The 16,636-nt window shown below is 66.5% G+C and carries 18 protein-coding genes and 1 pseudogene; 13 read left to right on the forward strand and 6 right to left on the reverse strand.

The features are described from left to right. Positions 1 to 13: 13 nt before the first annotated feature. Entirely contained in the window at positions 14 to 1,675 is a 1,662-nt protein-coding gene (locus AB0B64_RS41890; RefSeq protein WP_358185125.1) for a hypothetical protein, read from the reverse strand. Between the two features lie 234 nt (positions 1,676 to 1,909). Between AB0B64_RS41890 and AB0B64_RS41895 the strand changes: the two genes are divergently transcribed. Further along, positions 1,910 to 2,044 carry a hypothetical protein gene (locus AB0B64_RS41895; protein ID WP_358185128.1) on the forward strand — a complete coding sequence of 45 codons (135 nt, stop codon included), beginning with the start codon at positions 1,910 to 1,912 and terminating at the stop codon, positions 2,042 to 2,044. A gap of 17 nt (positions 2,045 to 2,061) precedes the next feature. Here the strand turns inward: AB0B64_RS41895 and AB0B64_RS41900 are convergent, their stop codons facing one another. After that, the gene (locus AB0B64_RS41900; protein ID WP_358185131.1) at positions 2,062 to 2,280 is read right to left on the reverse strand and encodes a hypothetical protein; all 219 of its coding nucleotides are present in this window, start codon (positions 2,278 to 2,280) and stop codon (positions 2,062 to 2,064) included. A gap of 156 nt (positions 2,281 to 2,436) precedes the next feature. Here AB0B64_RS41900 and AB0B64_RS41905 point away from each other — a divergent pair, with 156 nt between their 5' ends. From AB0B64_RS41905 to AB0B64_RS41940, 8 genes and pseudogenes are all read left to right on the forward strand, one after another. Beyond that, complete coding sequence (locus AB0B64_RS41905; RefSeq protein ID WP_357955300.1) at positions 2,437 to 3,396, forward strand: site-specific integrase; 960 nt, start codon at positions 2,437 to 2,439, stop codon at positions 3,394 to 3,396. 353 nt (positions 3,397 to 3,749) lie between these two features. Next, positions 3,750 to 4,643 carry a DUF6192 family protein gene (locus AB0B64_RS41910; protein WP_357955302.1) on the forward strand — a complete coding sequence of 298 codons (894 nt, stop codon included), beginning with the start codon at positions 3,750 to 3,752 and terminating at the stop codon, positions 4,641 to 4,643. A gap of 83 nt (positions 4,644 to 4,726) precedes the next feature. Beyond that, entirely contained in the window at positions 4,727 to 5,065 is a 339-nt protein-coding gene (locus tag AB0B64_RS41915; RefSeq protein ID WP_357955304.1) for a hypothetical protein, read from the forward strand. Between the two features lie 4 nt (positions 5,066 to 5,069). Continuing rightward, positions 5,070 to 5,261 (forward strand): annotated as a pseudogene (locus AB0B64_RS41920) (transposase); the annotation flags it as partial. Positions 5,262 to 5,335: 74 nt separating this feature from the next. Beyond that, complete coding sequence (locus AB0B64_RS41925) at positions 5,336 to 6,403, forward strand: site-specific integrase (protein ID WP_358185134.1); 1,068 nt, start codon at positions 5,336 to 5,338, stop codon at positions 6,401 to 6,403. Continuing rightward, complete coding sequence (locus AB0B64_RS41930) at positions 6,400 to 8,736, forward strand: tyrosine-type recombinase/integrase (protein WP_358185137.1); 2,337 nt, start codon at positions 6,400 to 6,402, stop codon at positions 8,734 to 8,736. The genes AB0B64_RS41925 and AB0B64_RS41930 overlap by 4 nt, the downstream gene beginning before the upstream one ends. Positions 8,737 to 9,068: 332 nt before the next feature. After that, complete coding sequence (locus tag AB0B64_RS41935) at positions 9,069 to 9,401, forward strand: hypothetical protein (protein WP_357955310.1); 333 nt, start codon at positions 9,069 to 9,071, stop codon at positions 9,399 to 9,401. A 47-nt stretch (positions 9,402 to 9,448) separates the two neighbouring features. Continuing rightward, a complete protein-coding gene (locus AB0B64_RS41940; RefSeq protein WP_358185140.1) occupies positions 9,449 to 10,051 on the forward strand; it encodes an IS5 family transposase in 603 nt (200 codons plus the stop codon). A gap of 162 nt (positions 10,052 to 10,213) precedes the next feature. Here AB0B64_RS41940 and AB0B64_RS41945 read toward each other — a convergent pair whose 3' ends face one another. Further along, a complete protein-coding gene (locus tag AB0B64_RS41945) occupies positions 10,214 to 10,618 on the reverse strand; it encodes a helix-turn-helix domain-containing protein (protein WP_357955314.1) in 405 nt (134 codons plus the stop codon). A gap of 100 nt (positions 10,619 to 10,718) precedes the next feature. Between AB0B64_RS41945 and AB0B64_RS41950 the strand changes: the two genes are divergently transcribed. Then, positions 10,719 to 11,543 carry an NAD(P)H-binding protein gene (locus AB0B64_RS41950; RefSeq protein ID WP_357955316.1) on the forward strand — a complete coding sequence of 275 codons (825 nt, stop codon included), beginning with the start codon at positions 10,719 to 10,721 and terminating at the stop codon, positions 11,541 to 11,543. 80 nt (positions 11,544 to 11,623) lie between these two features. Here AB0B64_RS41950 and AB0B64_RS41955 read toward each other — a convergent pair whose 3' ends face one another. Then, positions 11,624 to 13,147: an NF041680 family putative transposase gene (locus AB0B64_RS41955; RefSeq protein WP_358185143.1), complete on the reverse strand. Its 1,524-nt coding sequence runs from the start codon at positions 13,145 to 13,147 to the stop codon at positions 11,624 to 11,626. 151 nt (positions 13,148 to 13,298) lie between these two features. On the opposite strand from AB0B64_RS41955, the gene AB0B64_RS41960 reads away from it, so the two are divergent. Then, on the forward strand, positions 13,299 to 13,739 hold the full coding sequence (locus tag AB0B64_RS41960; protein ID WP_358185146.1) for a hypothetical protein: 441 nt from the start codon (positions 13,299 to 13,301) through the stop codon (positions 13,737 to 13,739). 79 nt (positions 13,740 to 13,818) lie between these two features. Here AB0B64_RS41960 and AB0B64_RS41965 read toward each other — a convergent pair whose 3' ends face one another. Continuing rightward, complete coding sequence (locus AB0B64_RS41965) at positions 13,819 to 14,316, reverse strand: hypothetical protein (protein ID WP_358185149.1); 498 nt, start codon at positions 14,314 to 14,316, stop codon at positions 13,819 to 13,821. Positions 14,317 to 14,543: 227 nt separating this feature from the next. Between AB0B64_RS41965 and AB0B64_RS41970 the strand changes: the two genes are divergently transcribed. Both AB0B64_RS41970 and AB0B64_RS41975 read left to right on the forward strand, forming a co-directional pair. After that, positions 14,544 to 14,927 (forward strand): pyridoxamine 5'-phosphate oxidase family protein, encoded by a 384-nt coding sequence (locus AB0B64_RS41970; RefSeq protein ID WP_358185258.1) that lies wholly within the window; start codon positions 14,544 to 14,546, stop codon positions 14,925 to 14,927. Between the two features lie 397 nt (positions 14,928 to 15,324). After that, positions 15,325 to 15,870 (forward strand): TetR/AcrR family transcriptional regulator, encoded by a 546-nt coding sequence (locus tag AB0B64_RS41975; protein WP_358185152.1) that lies wholly within the window; start codon positions 15,325 to 15,327, stop codon positions 15,868 to 15,870. Here the strand turns inward: AB0B64_RS41975 and AB0B64_RS41980 are convergent. Further along, positions 15,830 to 16,633 carry an SDR family oxidoreductase gene (locus AB0B64_RS41980; RefSeq protein ID WP_358185155.1) on the reverse strand — a complete coding sequence of 268 codons (804 nt, stop codon included), beginning with the start codon at positions 16,631 to 16,633 and terminating at the stop codon, positions 15,830 to 15,832. The two genes, AB0B64_RS41975 and AB0B64_RS41980, sit on opposite strands and share 41 nt — an antisense overlap. Positions 16,634 to 16,636: the final 3 nt, after the last annotated feature.

Genomic DNA, 16,636 nt, shown 5'->3' on the forward strand with positions numbered 1-16,636 from the left:
TCCGAGAAAGAAGTCACAGTGTCGGGTCGGCGTACGTGATGTGACCGACGAGGTCCTGGTTGTCCGAGAAAACGGCGTCGTTGAACACGAACGACGATCCGCCCGGGAAGACGAAGTTCTGCAGGAACGAGACCGGGACATCCGCGAAACTTGTCGCCGTGCATCCTCGCACGGCGTCGGTCGCCCAATCGAGGAGATCATTGATGTTCGTGAACCAGTTCAGGAAGCCGTTCACTCCGGGCGTCTTTGAATTGTCGACCGGAGTCGAACTTTGCAGGGCAGTCACGATCTGGCCCGTGTCGTCGACCCCTATCGTGTAGACGTCTGTGATGCTTTTGTCGACGACATTGCCACCATCGCTGCTCCCCTGATATGTGATGTAGGTGTAGCCGACGAGATGTTGGGTGATCGTCATCGTGTTGCCCTGGACGCTCACCGCCATGTCGTAGGTGATGGTGATCTGTATGGACCCGCCGAGGAGGGGGCCTCCACACTTGTCAGAAATGGCGCTCTTGTAGTTGCAGGAGAGGATGACCGGGCCGGACGGGGGACAGGTTATCGTCGGGTCACCGGGGAAGAAATACATATAGAAATATTCAGCCTCCTGACCGCTGCATTGGACGGTCGCCTCAGGCCTCTGGCAATTCCCTTGGATGTATGCGGCCAGTGATTGTCCATTGTTGTCGGTATTGAGGAGATAGTTGGCGAACGCGTTCCGATTCAGAGCGGCCACGCCGTCGTACTGGGATGTCTCGCCGGGCTCGATCCAGTTCCAGCCGAACCCGGCGTGCGTGGTATCCGGCAGCTGGTCGTTGTTGACGGCACACAGGTAGTTCAGCGTGAGCGGTGCGTTGTCCGAGCCGACGGCGTCCGGTGTGAAGAAGTTCAGGTCCGTCACCGCGAGCGAGGTCGGTTGTGTCTGCGCCACCTGCGTCGCGGCGTAGCCGAGCACCTCTTCGCCACCGAGCGCCTTCCAGTAGGTGTTGATGAAGTCGGCTGTCATGAACGCGTTGAGGGCGCTGTTCGTCGGGACGTTGTTGAACTGGAAGCCCTGCTCCAGGTCGGAGCTGTTCAGGTCGTAGTAGAGCTGCTGGACGCTGAACATGTCGGGGTCGCCGATGTCCTTGAGCCGCTTCTGCGCGTCCGAGGGAAGGCTGGTGAAGGAGGTGTCCTGGAAGTCCAGGTCGACGGCGCCGGAGAAAGTCCAGCTCGTGCCGGACGGTTGCGACTGGTTGAACCAGGCCATCGGCCCATGCGGACCGTAGGTGATCTCCGTCGCGACGAACTCGCCGAACATCAGCGTGTACGTCACATTGGACTGCCCCGCCTTCAGGACGACGATCGGCGGCAGCGACGCGGGATCGACACCGGGCGGAATGCCCAGCTTTGCCTTGATCGCGAACGCGAAATTGGCGTTGCTGAGATTCTGCACCCTCGCGTCGGATGGCGCCGTGCCGTCGGGCACGCTGAAAGGATCCGTGTTGCCGGCACCGGCCACAAATGTGGCGAAATCGATCGGAGTCGGCTGGAAACTATTATCGTAGATGTAGCACAGGATGACCTCGGGCAGACTGCTGTAGAGGTATTCCTCCAAGGTGGCGTTGATGCTGTCCTGCGTCACTGCGACGACATAGTCGAATCCGGTCGACGAGAGATTGGAATCCTGAGCACTCATGAAACGCCTTCTCTATAGGACAAGGTGGCCGCGGGAGAAGAGCACTACTTCGATTGGATCGGGTCCACACAAAGCAGCGGACATCGTTGCGTGTCACTTGATCAGCGCCCCCTGGGCAAGAAGCCTCGCCAGGCCCCAGTGGCAAAGACGCCAGATCGCTGATTAACTCTCCGATTCGACTTTATGACGCTGCTGGTTGTCGTTTCCGAAGGTCTGTAAAGGTTAACCCGAAATATGCAAATAAATTGCCAGATCAAGATCACAGCGCCGGTGCTGGCCGCCTACCCGCAGACCGACGTGCTGGCCGACAACGCCGGCGGCCTATTCGGCCACGAGGTCGCCAAGGACGGGTTCGACAGGACCTTCTAGCCTCGTTTTAATGAGGGTCAGCGGGTCGCCGTTGGGCAGACTCGGAACCGGTAGCCACCGGCCGCCGCCTCGTAGGCGACCTCGACCTTGTCGCAGTGTTCGACCAGCCGGTAGCCGGAGGAGTCCTCGCTACCGCGGGGCTCGCCCTCCTCGTCCTGGCCCTTGAATCCGGCCGCGTCCAGGACACACCACACACTTGTCGCGAGGGCCTTGCCGGTGGGGGTGGAGAAGCCCATACCGATCACGGCAGCCGGACGCGATGCATGTGACACAGAATTCGTATTATCTGTCACACCTGCCGCTGGCGAGCCGCGTCCGCCCAGCTCGGCATCCGCCGCCGCGCACGCGACTCGGCTACATTATGTGTCACATCGCCTGCCAGGAGGACGCCCGTGTCCGTCGTGGCCTTCCCCGGCCCACCCACCCCGCCCACGGGTCCCGCCACCGGCTCGACGGCCGCCGTCGAGCGCTTCCTGGAGTCCATCACCGCGGCCACCACCCGCGCCGGCTACGCCCAGACCCTCGCCCGCCTGACCACCGTGGCCGGGCCAGAGCATCCGGTCGTCGACCTGACGCCCGAGCAGTACGCCGCAGTGATGGACCGCTGGACCACCGCGGCCGCCGCCACCTGGAACCGACACCTGTCCGCGCTGGTCTCCTTCACCACCTGGGCCCAGCGCCAGGACCTGCTGGCCACCAACCCCGCCCGGCGGCTGGAACGGCGCAAGCCCGCCCGCCGCGGCGACCGCGCCATCCCCGCCACCCGGCTGGACAAGCTGTTCACCGACCCCGCGCACGCCCTGCGGGAACGGGTGCTGTGGAGACTCCTGTACGACACGGCCGCCCGCGCCGAGGAGATCCTCACCCTGAACGTTGAGGACCTGGACCTGGAGTTCCGCCGTGCCCGGGTCGTCTCCAAGGGCGGCGCCATCGAGTACGTGCACTGGGCGACCGCCACCGCCCGGCTGCTGCCCCGCCTACTGACCGGCCGCACCACCGGGCCGGTGTTCCTGGCCGACCGGCGCGCCCCCACCTCCGGAGCCCGCACGCCTGCCGCCGGCGACATCTGCCCCCTCACCCGGCGCGGTCGGCTGTCCTACCCGCGGGCGGAATACCTGTTCAAGACCGCCACCGCGAAGCTCGACCCGCACCGGCAGGGGTGGACCCTGCATCAGCTTCGCCATTCGGCGCTCCAGCATCTCGCGCAGGCCGGACGCACCGCACCCGAGCTACAGGCCAAGAGCCGCCACCAGCACCTGGCCAGCCTCGGCCGCTACGTCCGCCTGGGCGAGGAGACCTCTGCCCGCATCACCGCCGAAGCCGACCCCACCCAACGCTGCCATCCCCGCTGACCTCCACACCGCCCTGACGGCCACCGCTGGCAAGGCGGCTCACCCCAGCCAGCCCTGACACCGGCAGAGGCCGCGATTGCAGATGTCATGGCGTGGGCGGCCAGTCTCGGACGAACTGGCGCAGCCGCGGGATGTCGGCAGGTGAGACTGTGGCATCTGGCTGACCTTGGCGGGGTCGCCGAGGTGGGTCTCGAAGTTAGAAGGTGTCTCTAATCCCGTTAATGATCGTTTATGGAGATATAAAGACCTTGTTTGCCAGGGATTGTCACCAAACGTGATCAATAGGATGCTTGGTGTTGGTGGTCCGCATCCCGCCGTTGTCCCGTACGTCGCGTGCGAGGGGAGAGCGGACCATGCCGACCATGATCGGTCACGTCAGCCAGGAGCGGTACGAACAAATCATCACTCGTGGCCGGGAGCTGGTTGAACTCCAGACCCGTTCCCAGTTCGAGCTCGGTGACCTGGCGCTAGAAATCGAGCCGATGCAGCCGCACGGCGGCGCGCACCCGGACCGAGGCGAGGCGCTGTTCGGCGTCTTGGAGTCGCTGCAGCTGTTCGCCGACGATCTTTCTATCCCGGTGAAGACACTGGAAACCTACCGCTGGGTGGCCTCCCGCTGGCCGGCCCAGCACCGCCAGCACAGGGTGCCGTACTACATTCACAAGACGCTGTCCTCGCTCCGCGATGATGAGGAGCGATGGGAGCGCATCACCAAGCCGCCGCTGGACAAACACAAAAAGACGCACCGGTGGACCGACACGGCCGCCAAGCAAGCCGTCGATCAGAAATTCGCCGACACGACCTCGGTGCAGCAAAAGGTGGAGCGCATCCACGACCTGGCCCGTGACGAGCAGGTCGCCGCGGCCGTGGCGACCGATCTGCTGCGCCGCCCGGAGGTCGCCTTCAAGGCGATGACCGACACCACCGCCCGGCACCTGGTCAACCGTGCGCAGGTCGACCAGGCCCGGCAGGCCGGCGAGGCGGTCCGGGAGCGCACCCCGGCGCTGCCCCGGATCGAACGCAGCCGCGACTTCATCGAACTGGTCGGCGCGTGCTCGGTGTTCGTGGCCGCGGTGGGCCGGGTGCTGCCGACGCTGCGCGGGCACGCCTTCACCGCCGAGGAGAAGGCCACCGTGGCGCGCAATCTCGGCCGGGTACGCGCGACCGCTGACTGGCTGGAGGCGGCCGTCGAGTCCGGCGACGTGAGCCTGGACGAGGGCCTGGCCCGGCTGCTGCGCGGCGAGTAGCGCCCATGCCCTCCAGAGGCCTGGCCGCCAACGTCTGTGGCGACTAGGTTCGTCTCGCGCTGCTGGAGGCCCGCCCGGCCGGATTGACCGCCCGGCAACTGGTCGGCGCCACCAAACTAAGCCTCTACCAGGTTCGCAAGGGCGTCCTCTATATCCGGGAGGTCTCGGCGATGGCCCACTTGACCCCGCTGATCTGGACGCCGGACGACGGCTATCGCTTCTCCGCCCAACCCGATGACTGGATCGCCTACGAGCGCTCGCGCATGCGCACCGAGCTGACCCGGATCAGTCGCCTGCTGTCGGCGACGGTCGCACCACACGCAGCCGCCCGGCCCGAGGAAGAGTGGGTCAACCTGGTGCTGGGCCAGCTCAACGTGGTGCAGACGGCGCTGAGCCTGCTCAACAAGGCCGGGCGAGCGTGAGCCGATGCGCCCGCGCCGTTATCCGTCCGACACCAGCGATGAGGAGTGGGCGCTGATCGAGCCTCTCCTGCCGGTGCCCGCCTGCCAGACGCGCACAGGCGGGCGGCCGGAGAAGCACCACCGCCGCGACATCATCGACGCGATCAGATACGTGACCGACAACGCCTGCAAGTGGAGGGCCCTGCCAGCGGACTTTCTGTCAGTTACTTGGAATCAGACCTGCCGAACGGTGAGCTTCGGTACGGTCTCGCGGGTAGCTGAGGAGATCCGGTGGGAGCCGTTGTTCTCGAGGAGAAGTGGCCGATCCTGGGGCGGCATGTGCTGGCCGCGGGGTGGCTGCGGATTTGGACCGATCTGGGGCGGGCGCCGCGGACGATCGACGCGTACGCCCGGGGCCTGGCGGAGTACCTGGAGGTCTGCGAGCGCGAGGGCGTCGACCCGGCGACCGCGAACCGGGCGCACGTGGCAGTGTTCGTGCGCGAGCTCACCAGCAGACCAAGCCGTCGCGGGCCGAACGTTGTCGCGATCGACTCCGGCGTGGGGTTGTCCGACGCGACGATCCAGCAGCGGCTGGTCCCGGTCCGGCTCTTTTACGACCACCTCATCGAAGAGGGCCTGCGTGACTCAAACCCGGTGGGGCGCGGAAGGTACACGCCAGGCCGACGATTCGGCGGGCAGGAGCGGGGTCTGGTCCCGCGGTTGATCAAGCTGCCGTGGATCCCGGACGAGCGGCAATGGCTCCAAGTCCTGGCGGTCGCCGCTTCTGAGCCGATCCGCAATCGGGTGATGCTCGCGCTCGCCTACGACGCGGCCCTGCGCCGGGAGGAGTTGTGCTCGCTCCGCACCGAGGACCTTGACCCGGGCCGGCGCACGTTACGGGTCCAGGCGGAGCACACCAAGAATCGTCTGGAGCGGGTGGTTCCCTACTCGGCCGCCACCGGGGTGTTGTTATCGAACTACCTCACCCATCGTTCCCGGATCAGCCGAGCGCGTGGCCCGCTGTTCCTGTCGGAGTCACGCCGCAATCATGGCCAGCCGATTTCGTTGTGGACGTGGTCGAAGGTCGTCCGCAGGATCGCCGACGCGGCCGGCGTCCCGCGGTTCTCCACGCACACCACTCGGCACCTATGCCTGACCGACCTGGCCCGGATGGGCTGGGAGCTGCACGCGATCTCCACCTTCGCTGGCCATCGGTCCACCGAGTCGACACTTCGGTACATCCATCTGTCCGGCCGGGACCTGTCGGCCAAGCTCAACCAGTCGATGGAGCACATTCACGCCTGGCGCGTCGACATGCTGACGCGGCTGAACAACTCGGCGACGGTGGTCACGCCGTGACCGCGTTGGAACCGGCCGCCGCTCACAGGACGGCCGCGGCTGAGGCCTGGCCGTGGCCTATCGACCCCGCTCGCTACGACCGGCGAAGTCGTCTCACCGAGCTCGAGCTGGACGGCATCCGGGAGCTGGGCTCGGAGCTGCTGCACCGCACGCGAGGAGGAGCAAACAATCTGGACTCGGTCCGCCACGCATCGCTCCGACGGCTGCTGCGACCGCTGGACGACGCACAGGCGGCGCTGCACTGGGTGCCAGGCCGACGTGCCAGACAGCGGTTCGCGCGGGATGCGGCCGCGCTCGTCCTGATCCGCTGCGGTGATCTGGGACGCTCGTTCTGGGACTGGTCTGAACAGGACTGGATCGACCTCATCGATCCTGACGGGGAGAACTTCCGGCGAACGTGGCCTGGGCAGATCGGCGCGAACGTCCGCCCGTTCCTCATCGCGTTCGCCTATCTCTTTGGCGAGTTCACTGCGTTCGACCGCATCGGGCGCTTTCACCGGCCGTCCCTGGCCTGGCGGATCTTCGGGCGGGAGCCGGTCGATGGCGCGATCGGGCAGATCCGCGAGGTGTTGACCGGCTGGGGCTACACCGTTCGAGAGGGGTATCTGGCCGCATCGGTCTGCCAGATGCTGCTGCTCAACCGCAGCCCACGGCCGCAGGATCTGTCCACCAGCATGCTGCTGCGGCTGCGGGTCGATCCCGCGATGGGCGGCCAGCAGGACGTGCTGCACGGAGTACATCGGGCCTTGGCCGCTCTCGGCTTCGTCGACCCGGCGCCCGCGCCCGTTCACAGCCCCGGCCCGTTCGCGATCGAAGGGACCTCGCCCGCCTGGGCGGAGTGGGTCGAGCGCTGGTATGCGACCTCAACCCTGACGCCCAAGGTCCGCGCCTCCTACCGCGCCGTGCTCTCCAAGATCGGGCGGTGGCTCGTCGCCGAGCACCCCGACGTCACCGAACCCGCGCAGTGGACTCGGGAGATCTGCGCGTCCTGGGTTGCGGCCGTGGACCGGATGGCGGTTGGAGACCACGTTCAGTGGATCGACGGGATGCGGGCTCGCGCAGGCGAACCGATCAAGGCCGAGACGAAGTCAGGCTATCTGGGCAAGACCCGCACCTTCTTCCGCGACCTGCAGGAATGGGAGTGGATCCCGCGCCGCTTCGATGTCACCACCGCGCTCAAGACCCCGAGAAGCGTCAAGGCGCTGATCGGTCCCGACCCGCGCGTCATCGCCGACGACATCTGGGCCAAGCTGCTTTGGGCAGGGCTCAATCTCGCCGAGGACGACAGGCCAACTGGCGACACCCGCGCCCATCCCATGGAGCTGATCAGAGCGATTACGCTCACCTGGCTGTTCGCCGGCCAGCGCAGCGACGAAATCGCCCGGCTCCGTCTCGGCTGCATCCGGTGGCACCACGATGGGATGCCGATCCCCGGCGACTCAGACGAGGTCCTCGCCCGCGATGCCGTCTGCCTCCTTGACGTTCCCACCCACAAGACCGGCACCGCGTTCACCAAACCCGTCGACCCGCTGCTTGGCCAGGCCATCGAGGCCTGGCAAGCTGCCCGGCCCATCCAGCCGAAGCTCCTGGATCGCAAGACCGGCGAGCAGGTCGACTTCCTGTTCGCCTTCCGCGCCCGCCGCGTCTCCAAGCACTACATCAACGACAGCATCATCCCCATGCTCTGCGCCAAGGCTGGGGTTCCCGCAGTGGATGTCCGCGGCAACATCACCAGTCACCGAGCTCGCTCCACCATCGCCTCGCAGCTCTACAACGCAAAGGAGCCGATGACCCTGTTCGAGCTGCAAGCCTGGCTCGGACACCGCGACCTCAAATCCACCCAGCACTACGCGAAGATCACTCCAAACACTCTGTCCAAGGCATACCGAGACGCTGGCTACTTCGAACGCAACGTCCGCACCATCGAGATACTCATCGACCGCGACGCCGTCACCTCCGGTGCCGCCGCCACCGGAGAGCCCTGGCAGTACTACGACCTCGGCCACGGCTTCTGCACCTACACCTTCTTCGAGCAGTGCGCCCACCGCATGGCCTGCGCCAAGTGCGACTTCTACACCCCTAAGGACAGCTCGAAGGCCCAACTCCTTGAGGCTAAGGACAATCTTCAGCGCATGCTTGCTGCCATCCCCCTCACCGACGACGAACGCGCCGCTGTCGACGACGGGCAGGCCGCGCTCGATCAACTCCTGAGCCGACTGTCCGATGTCCCCACCCCGGCAGGCCCCACACCACACCAACTCGGCATCCCGGTCACGGCCACGCTGCTGCCCATCGTCGACGTCCGCCAAGGCCCGCCCCGGAGTGCCGACTGATGAGATAACGTCCTCGCGTGAGTCTCTACCTGGCCGATCCTCCCGAGGAACTCACGCGTCGAGCTCGATACTTCGTGGGTGCGCACGCCTTGCGAGCAGCCCCATTCGATGTTGATCAGTACCGAGAGCATTGGCTCGGACTCGGTATCCCAACTACAGAGATCGACCGAGTGGCTGCCTACGCAAGACGCTGGGGCGGGCTTGCGCTTCCCCCTGCTCCGCATTATGACGGCGGACCAAGGATCTTGAATCCCGATACCCCAGAAGGGTCGCCGGAGAAAGGATGGTGGTTCGAAGCAGGAGCGCAGCGAACCGCCGTTCCCTACAGCTTCATGATCGGCCCCCATGGAGAGTTCGGCGTCCACGGCGACAGGTGGATGCCCCTGCACTCGACCGTCGACGGCTGGGTGGAGTCTGTGGCGCTGGCCCATCACGCGTCGACCTGGGCAAAGACGATCACCAAGGTCACGGGCCAGGACGTCGATACCCTCCAACTGGACGCCTACGAGGCGGTCGCCGAGGTCGCCGGGCTGGCGGACACCTGGTGGCGCGGCGCCGACTCTCTCGTGGCCATCTACACGGGAGAGGCAGAGTGCATGGCCGCGCCACAGTGCAAGACGGCCTACATCTACTCCGGCTTGGACACGTGGGGTCTGCACGGCTAACGAAGGGGCCTGATACCGCCCGTCTTCGAGGCCTGGTCAGATACGGCTTGACCGCCGAGCTCAAATTCCACATAACGCCTTACCAGACCGTGTTCGGCTTCTTCAGCCGCTGGACCAGGGCCGGGGTCTTCAACCGGATCCGTGATGAGCTTCGCCGCGCCATCCGGTTGCGCGCCGGGCGCTGCCCCAACCCGGTCGCCGGCATCATCGACTCCCAATCGGTGCGCGCCGCAGCCACCGTCACCGGCCGCTCCCGGTCCTACGACGCAGGTAAAAAGGTGCCAGGGAGAAAGCGCCACCTGGTCGTGGACACCTTCGGCCTGCTCATGATGGTCATGGTCACGGCCGCTGGGCAACCCGACCGCGACGCCGCCCGCGAATTACTGGCCCGGCTGCGGATGCTGCACCCGCAACTCACCCTCATCTGGGGCGACAGCGCCTACGCCGGGACGCTGGTCGAGTGGGCCCGCCGCTTCCTGCACCTCACCTTGAAAATCGTGACTAAACGGCCTGGTCAGATCGGGTTCAAGGTGCTCGCGAGAAGGTGGATCGTCGAGAGGTCTCTCTCTTGGCTGATGAACGCCCGCCGCAATGTGATCGATTTTGAGCGCAAGCCTTCGCATAGCGAAGCTCATCTGACCGTCGCGTAGATCACGCTCATGACCAGGCGTTTGACCAGGAAAAAGCCGCAGGCGTGGATCCGCAGGCCGACACATGCGCCACGCGCCGCCTGAGAACGCCTTCCCGGGTCAGGAGGCCCCGCTAGCCCGAAGAAGCGAAAGAACGCTGCCTCCTGGTCGATGAACTTTCGGTCAGGTTCGACGGCTGCGAGCTGGTTCCCTGCCGTCGTAGTCCAGCCGGGCCTGCTCGACCTCACCCAGGTTGACCGACCAGTCGGCGAGTGCCGCGAACAGCGGCGCCAGGCTGCGTCCCAGTTCGCTGATCTCATACTCCACCCGCGGCGGAACCTCGGGGTGGTAGGTGCGCAGCACGAGCCCGTCGCGTTCCAACTGCCGCAGCCGTTCGGTCAGCACCTTAGGCGTGATGGTGGTGATACGGCGTTGCAACTCCACGAACCGGTGCCGCCCATATTCATTGAGCACCCACAGGATCGGCGTGGTCCAGCGGCTGAAGACGATGTCGACCACCGGGGCGATCGGGCACGCCTGCTCCGGGGGGACGTCGACGGGGGCCGCCCAAAGTGTGTCATCGGTCACAATAAGCCTTCCTGCCAATACTTTCGTCTAGGTACCTACTATCCCAGCACTAGTAGCTTCCATCGAGTCCGCAAAGGGACATCGACAACTGGGAGCGAACATGATTGTGGTGACTGGAGCCACGGGCAACGTCGGACAGTCGCTCGTGCAGGCGCTTGTCGCGGCCGGCGAGCAGGTGACGGCGGTGTCACGAAGGATCTCAGAACTGGACGTGCCGGTGGGGGTGCGGCATCAGCGGGCCGACCTGGCCGAGCCGGAGAGCCTCAAGCCCGCCCTCCACGGAGCCGAAGCGCTGTTCCTGTTGACCTCCCCCGACTTCATGGCCAACGGCAATCTCAATGACGTCGTGAACATCGTGCGGGCGGTCGGCGTTCGGCGGGTCGTGTTGCTGTCCTCCCACGGCGTGGGCACGCAACGCCACCCCTCGCATCTGGAAGACGCCGTCAAGCAGTCGAACCTGGAATGGACGATGCTGCGGCCGGGCAACTTCGACTCCAACACGCTCCAATGGGCCGATTCGGTCCGCACACAACGGGTGGTCGCGGCGCCATTCGGCGACGTCGCGGTGCCGGCCATCGACCCGGCCGACATCGCCGAGGTCGCCGCCGTCGCACTGCGCGAGCCGGGCCACGAGGGCAACATCTACACGCTGACCGGACCGGTGCCGATCTCACCCCGGCAGCAGGCCTCGGCGATCGGGGACGCCCTGGGCGAGTCGGTGCAGTTCGTTGAGCTCAGCCGCGCGGAGGCTCGGAACCAGATGCTGGGATACATGCCCGAGCCGGTCGTGGAGGCCACCCTCGGCGCCCTCGGCGCACCGTCCGCCGCCGAGCAGCGCGTCAGCCCCGACGTCGAGCGGCTCCTCGGCCGCCCGCCGCGCACCTTCGCAGAGTGGGCGGAGCGCAACATCGCGGCCTTCAAATAGTCCGCCCGAAGAAGAAGCGGCACCGCTACCGGGCCTCGGCCATGGCCCTCTTAGCTTGTCGTTTAACCTTGGATCTTCGCCTATGGGGCGAAGCTCTCATTGCAGGCGGTTGCGGAGTGTGATTTCTCAGGCTCGGCGGCGGGGTTTGGTGCCCTTCTTGTGGTGGGCTGGGCGTGCGTAGGCTTCGCCGGTGGTGAGGGTGAGGCCGACCTCGTGGCGTGACGCTGGGTGCTTGTTCTTGGAGCCTTGGGGTCGTCCGCGGCCGGGTTTGGAGGGTTTCGGTGCGCGGGCTGGCATGGGGGTCTTCGCGCGGAGGTTCCGGAACCCTCGGCGAACGCGGGCGGGGGTGAGTCGGCCGGGTTCGGCAGGTTTCTCCCAGGGGCGTCGCAGGTCGGTGACGAGGTCGCGGGCCAACCGGAGCTGGGTGTGAGCGGCGATGATGAGCCAGGTCCACCGATCGGCGGCCGCGGGATCGCGGAGCTTAGGACGGTCCAGCCGAGGGTCTGTTTCAGCATCCGGAAGGTGTGCTCAAGGTCGAATCGGCGCAGAAACGCCTGCCAGAGCCGGTCGACGTCGGTCTCTGTGGCGCCGGTGCCAGACCACCACAGCCAGATCGGTTTGGGATCTCCGCCGCTCGGCAGGTGGTCGACCTGCAGGCGCAGGACGGTCCCCTCAATGATCGGAAGCTCGTCGGGGAAGCCGAGCCAAGCAGCCCGGCGGGTCAGACGGGGGTGCAGCCGATCCCAGGCCTGAGCGGTTGCGGTGCCGTAGCGGGTGGTCTCGGTGATGGTCGCGGCGTGGGGCTCAGCCCAGGTGGCCGGATCGCCGAAAACGAACTCGGTGCCATGCTTGGGCGGCCGGCCGCCGTAGGGGTCATAGACGCGCGGCGGGGTCGGCCGGCGCATGACCCGGTCGCTGCGCAGCCGTCCGAGAATCTCGATCGGCAGGTCGGCGAGGAGGAACGCCAGCCGGGTGACGTCGTAGCCGGCGTCGACGACGAGCAAGATGTCAGGGTCTCCGGGCTCGTGCTGACCGGCCGCGATCAGCCGTTCAACCACATCCCGCAACTGCTTGGCGGTGAGCGCCGCGACGTCGGCGCCGGCGGGGAGGCGGACGGCGTCCAGCAGCGCGGTCCAGGAGGTCCGGCCGGTCTCCAAGGCCGCAACGATCGAGTAGGGCCAGCCGGGGATCATGTGGTGCTGATCCTTGCCGCGGCCGTAGGTGTGGCAGAACGCCCGGTCGGGGCTGGTCTCGGCGTCCGGCCGCAGCCACGGGGAGACGTCGGCGGCCAGCACGATCCGGCCGTCCGCAGCGCGGGGCAGTGGCCTCGCGGCCAGCGCGAACCGCAGCCGGGCAACGTCCAGGCGGCCGTGGTTCAGCCCGTCATAGAGCGAGCCGTGGCCACGCCGGTGCTCAGGCGCCAACGCCAGGTCGACCAGCGTCCGGACGGGACCGTCCGTGCAGAGCATCGCCTCGACCAGCTCGAACAGCTCATCAGCTCGTGCGGTCAGGCAGCCGTAGAGCTCGTGCCGGAACGCCGCGAGCACAGCCAGAGCGTCCCGGGCCAGACCGGAAGCGTTCGTTTCCGTTCGCGTAGCCGTCACACCTGCCAGGGTGGGCATCGCGGCCATCGCCTCCTTCCTCGGTCCTTCGACAGTCCGAAGATGAGACGGTGGCCGCCCCACGCCGCGCAGACACACCGTGACGAATAAGCCACAATCTGCTTACACGGCCATGTGTTGAATACTTCTGAGCATGACGGTCGAGACGCGCAAGATCCTGGAGATCAAGCCAGGGCAGACTTGGCTGGTCATCGCCGATGGGCAATGGGCCTACGATGCGCCGCCCAACCACTCCGCGGTGCCGCTCGACCAGGCTTCCATCTGGCTGCTTCCCCTGGTCGAACGCCCACGCCACGAGGTCGAATCCGAGGCCCTCGCACGACTCGGACCCAACGACCCGGACCTGGCCGACCCCGTGCAGTCCGTCATCAACACCGGGTTGAGCGCATGGTCCGACCACTGGATCTCCCACACTCTCCGCTGGGTGACGGCCGATGAGGCCGAGCTGTTCTCCAACCAACTCCACAAGATCGCCACAGCTCAGACCGCCGCCGCCCAACAAACCCAGCACGCAGCGAAGAAACTCCTGAAACAGCAGGGACTCTGGAGACCACTGCCACACGAGTCGAGCTAAGCCCGCTCCGCCCGGAAGCATCCACCGAGCGAAGATCAGAGCTTAAACGACAAGCTTAGACAGTGCGCTCCTCGCCCACTCACCGTGAGAGCTGGGTTAGTTCAGATCTTCGGTGATCGTCCAACGGCGGCTCGCCGATCTTGGCGAGCTGCCGGCGCAGCACCGTAATCCGTTCGCGCGCGTCCGGCCCAGCGATCCCGATCGTGATGCGCTCATCGGTCGCGTGATAGCTGGTCCGCCGATCGCCCGCCGCGACCCGGCAGGCCGCGTTGATGGCGGCTCGCAGCCGGGCCACTTTCCGTGGATCACCTTGCTCGCCGAACCCTTCGATCGTCACGGACGAGAACAGCGGTGCGAGACGCAGGCCGTCCTGCCGCTTGACAGCGTCCAGCTCTTCCTGATCGGCACTCAGATCCTTCAGGATCCTGTCCCGGTCGACCGAGCTGATCGGCCTACGGCCGAGCCAGTCAGGCCAGCCATCAGGCCGAGTTGGCACGACCCGCACCGGCTCGAACGGAGGCGGCGCAGCTGCCTCACCGGCCTTGTCCTCAGCATCGGCGGTCGCGCTGTCGCTCAAACAAGTCTCCTCGTGCCACGCCCGCGTGACAGCTCGTGATCTTCTCCCGATCGTAGCGGTCGTTTCCAGGCCGATGACCTACAGAGAGGACAGGCGTGTCCGCATCGTGGGCGCCCTCCTCCACCCACGCCCATTCGCAATCTGCCTGACCTGCGGCGGAGGCTTATCGTTCAATTCCGGCCGGATGGTCCCAAGACCCCTACCTGTCGGACCAAGGACTCGGCCGCCTGGCGACCCTCGCCCCAGACGGGTCTCCCCACGTTCAGCCGGTCGCGATCTGGTTCGACCCCGAGACCGAGGCCGTCCGGATCGGCGGTCCGGAGCTGACCAAGAGCCGCAAGTACAAGAACGTCCTGGCCGACCCCCGGGTCTCCCTCGTCATCGACGACCAGTCGCCGACGCCCAACACCCTCGGCCAGACCGGCCGCGGCATCGAACTGCGCGGCCACGCCGAGATCCTTTTCCTGGACCCGCCGCTCCATCCGGCCTTCGACCACGAGACCCTGCGCATCCGGCCGCACCGCGTGATCGCTTGGAACCTCGAGCCGATCAGCAATCCGTCCTTCGGAAGCGGCTTCCACCTTCAGGGCTACAACTCCCGCGACGTCTGACCGCCTACCCGGTAGACGATCTGCACCGGAGGTCTTCTGCTGCCGGAAGCAGCAGAGACGAGTCGTCGTCTCAGTCTTGGGGTTATGACGTAGCCGACCATGAGCAGGGGTGCTCTTTCGATCTTCACTCACCTGCGTCCAGGCGTGTTTTGCCTGGTTAGCGTGGTTGCGGTCATGTAAGCGAGGGCGAATACGTCGTTTTGAAGGGTTCCGTGTGGAGCCGGCGGGCTAACCGGGCTCACCCTTCCAGGCCAGACACCTCAGGGTGCTTGACCGGCGATCCGGGCCGGCGACCCACGCAGACGGCAGCCGTCACTGCGGAGGGACACGCCATGGCGAACAGGGTCGGAAACGTCACCGTCCCGGCCGGCCGCCGCAGGCCACGCTCGCGGCGCGGATGCGCCACCTCATCTCGGTCGTCGGCGACGAGTTCGTCGCGCGGGGGTTCTCCGAGGCCGGCGTCTCACGCATCGCCCGGGACACCGGGATGTCGAAGAAGACGATCTACGCACGCTTCCCGAACAAGGACGCTCTGCTCGTCGCCGTGGTCGAGGACCTCGTGGGGGGAGCGCGCGAGGCCGTGCTGAACGGCATGACCGCCATGGCGGATCCGCCCGCGCAGGTGCTGACCCGATTCGGGATGCAGATAGCCCGGGACTGGACCGCACCACGCGTGGTGGCCATCTACCGGCTGATCGTCAGCGAGGTCGGTCGCTTTCCTCAGCTCGCGGAAATCTTCACGACGACGATGGAGATGATGCGCTCGACGCTCACGACGTACCTGCGCGAACAGGCCGACGCCGGCACACTGGCGATCATCGACCCCGATGCTGGTGGCGCTGTTCCTCGACGGCTATGCGGTCGGCGCACCCCGACAATGCTGACCGCGGAATGGTCAAGCGCTAGGCGTGGCTCATGGCGCGGCGCTGCGTTGAACCCATGAACCGGACGACGACGCGCCGCGGCAGGAACTTGCCGGCCAGCGCCAGCGGACGACCGTTGGTGATCACCGACGGCGGGGCGGAGCGGCGGTCGACCGTGTCGAGGGCGATCCTCACGACGTCCTCGGGGGTCGCCCGCTTCGCGCCGTAATCGGCCGACTGGCTGCCGGCGGCGTCGAAGAACTCGGTCTGCATCGCACCCGGGCACACGGCCAGGACGCGCAGACCGGTGCCGCGGGTCTCCTCCCACAGCGATTCGGTGAAGCTGAGGACGAACGCCTTGGTGGCGCCGTAGACGCTCAGGTACGGGGTCGGCTGGAAGCCCAGCAGGCTCGCCACATTGATCAGGACGCCGGAGCCGGCGGAGGTCAGCGGACCGATGTAGGCGCGGCTGAGGTCGACCAGCGCGCCGACATTCAACGCGATCATGCTCTGCAGACGTTCCGGGTCCTCCTCGGTGAAGACGTTGTGGGTGCCGAAGCCCGCGTTGTTGACGAGCCCGGTGGCGTAGATGCCGCGCGATTCGAGCTCGGCACGCAACGTGCGGCCGGCGTCGGGCAGACCGAGGTCGCGGGCGATAGTGGTCACCGTGACGCCGTGGGCGCGGGTCAGTTCGCCGGCCAGGCTCTCGAGCCGGTCCGCCCGGCGGGCGACGAGCACGAGATTCGAGCCGCGGCGGGCCAATTGGCGGGCGAATTCCGCACCGAGACCGGAGCTGGCCCCGGTGACGATCGTGGTCTGGTTCGAGTAGTCAATCTTCGTCATGCA

The sequence above is a fragment of the Nonomuraea sp. NPDC049129 genome (genome assembly GCF_040648495.1).
In the GTDB taxonomy this organism is placed as follows: Bacteria; Actinomycetota; Actinomycetes; order Streptosporangiales; family Streptosporangiaceae; genus Nonomuraea.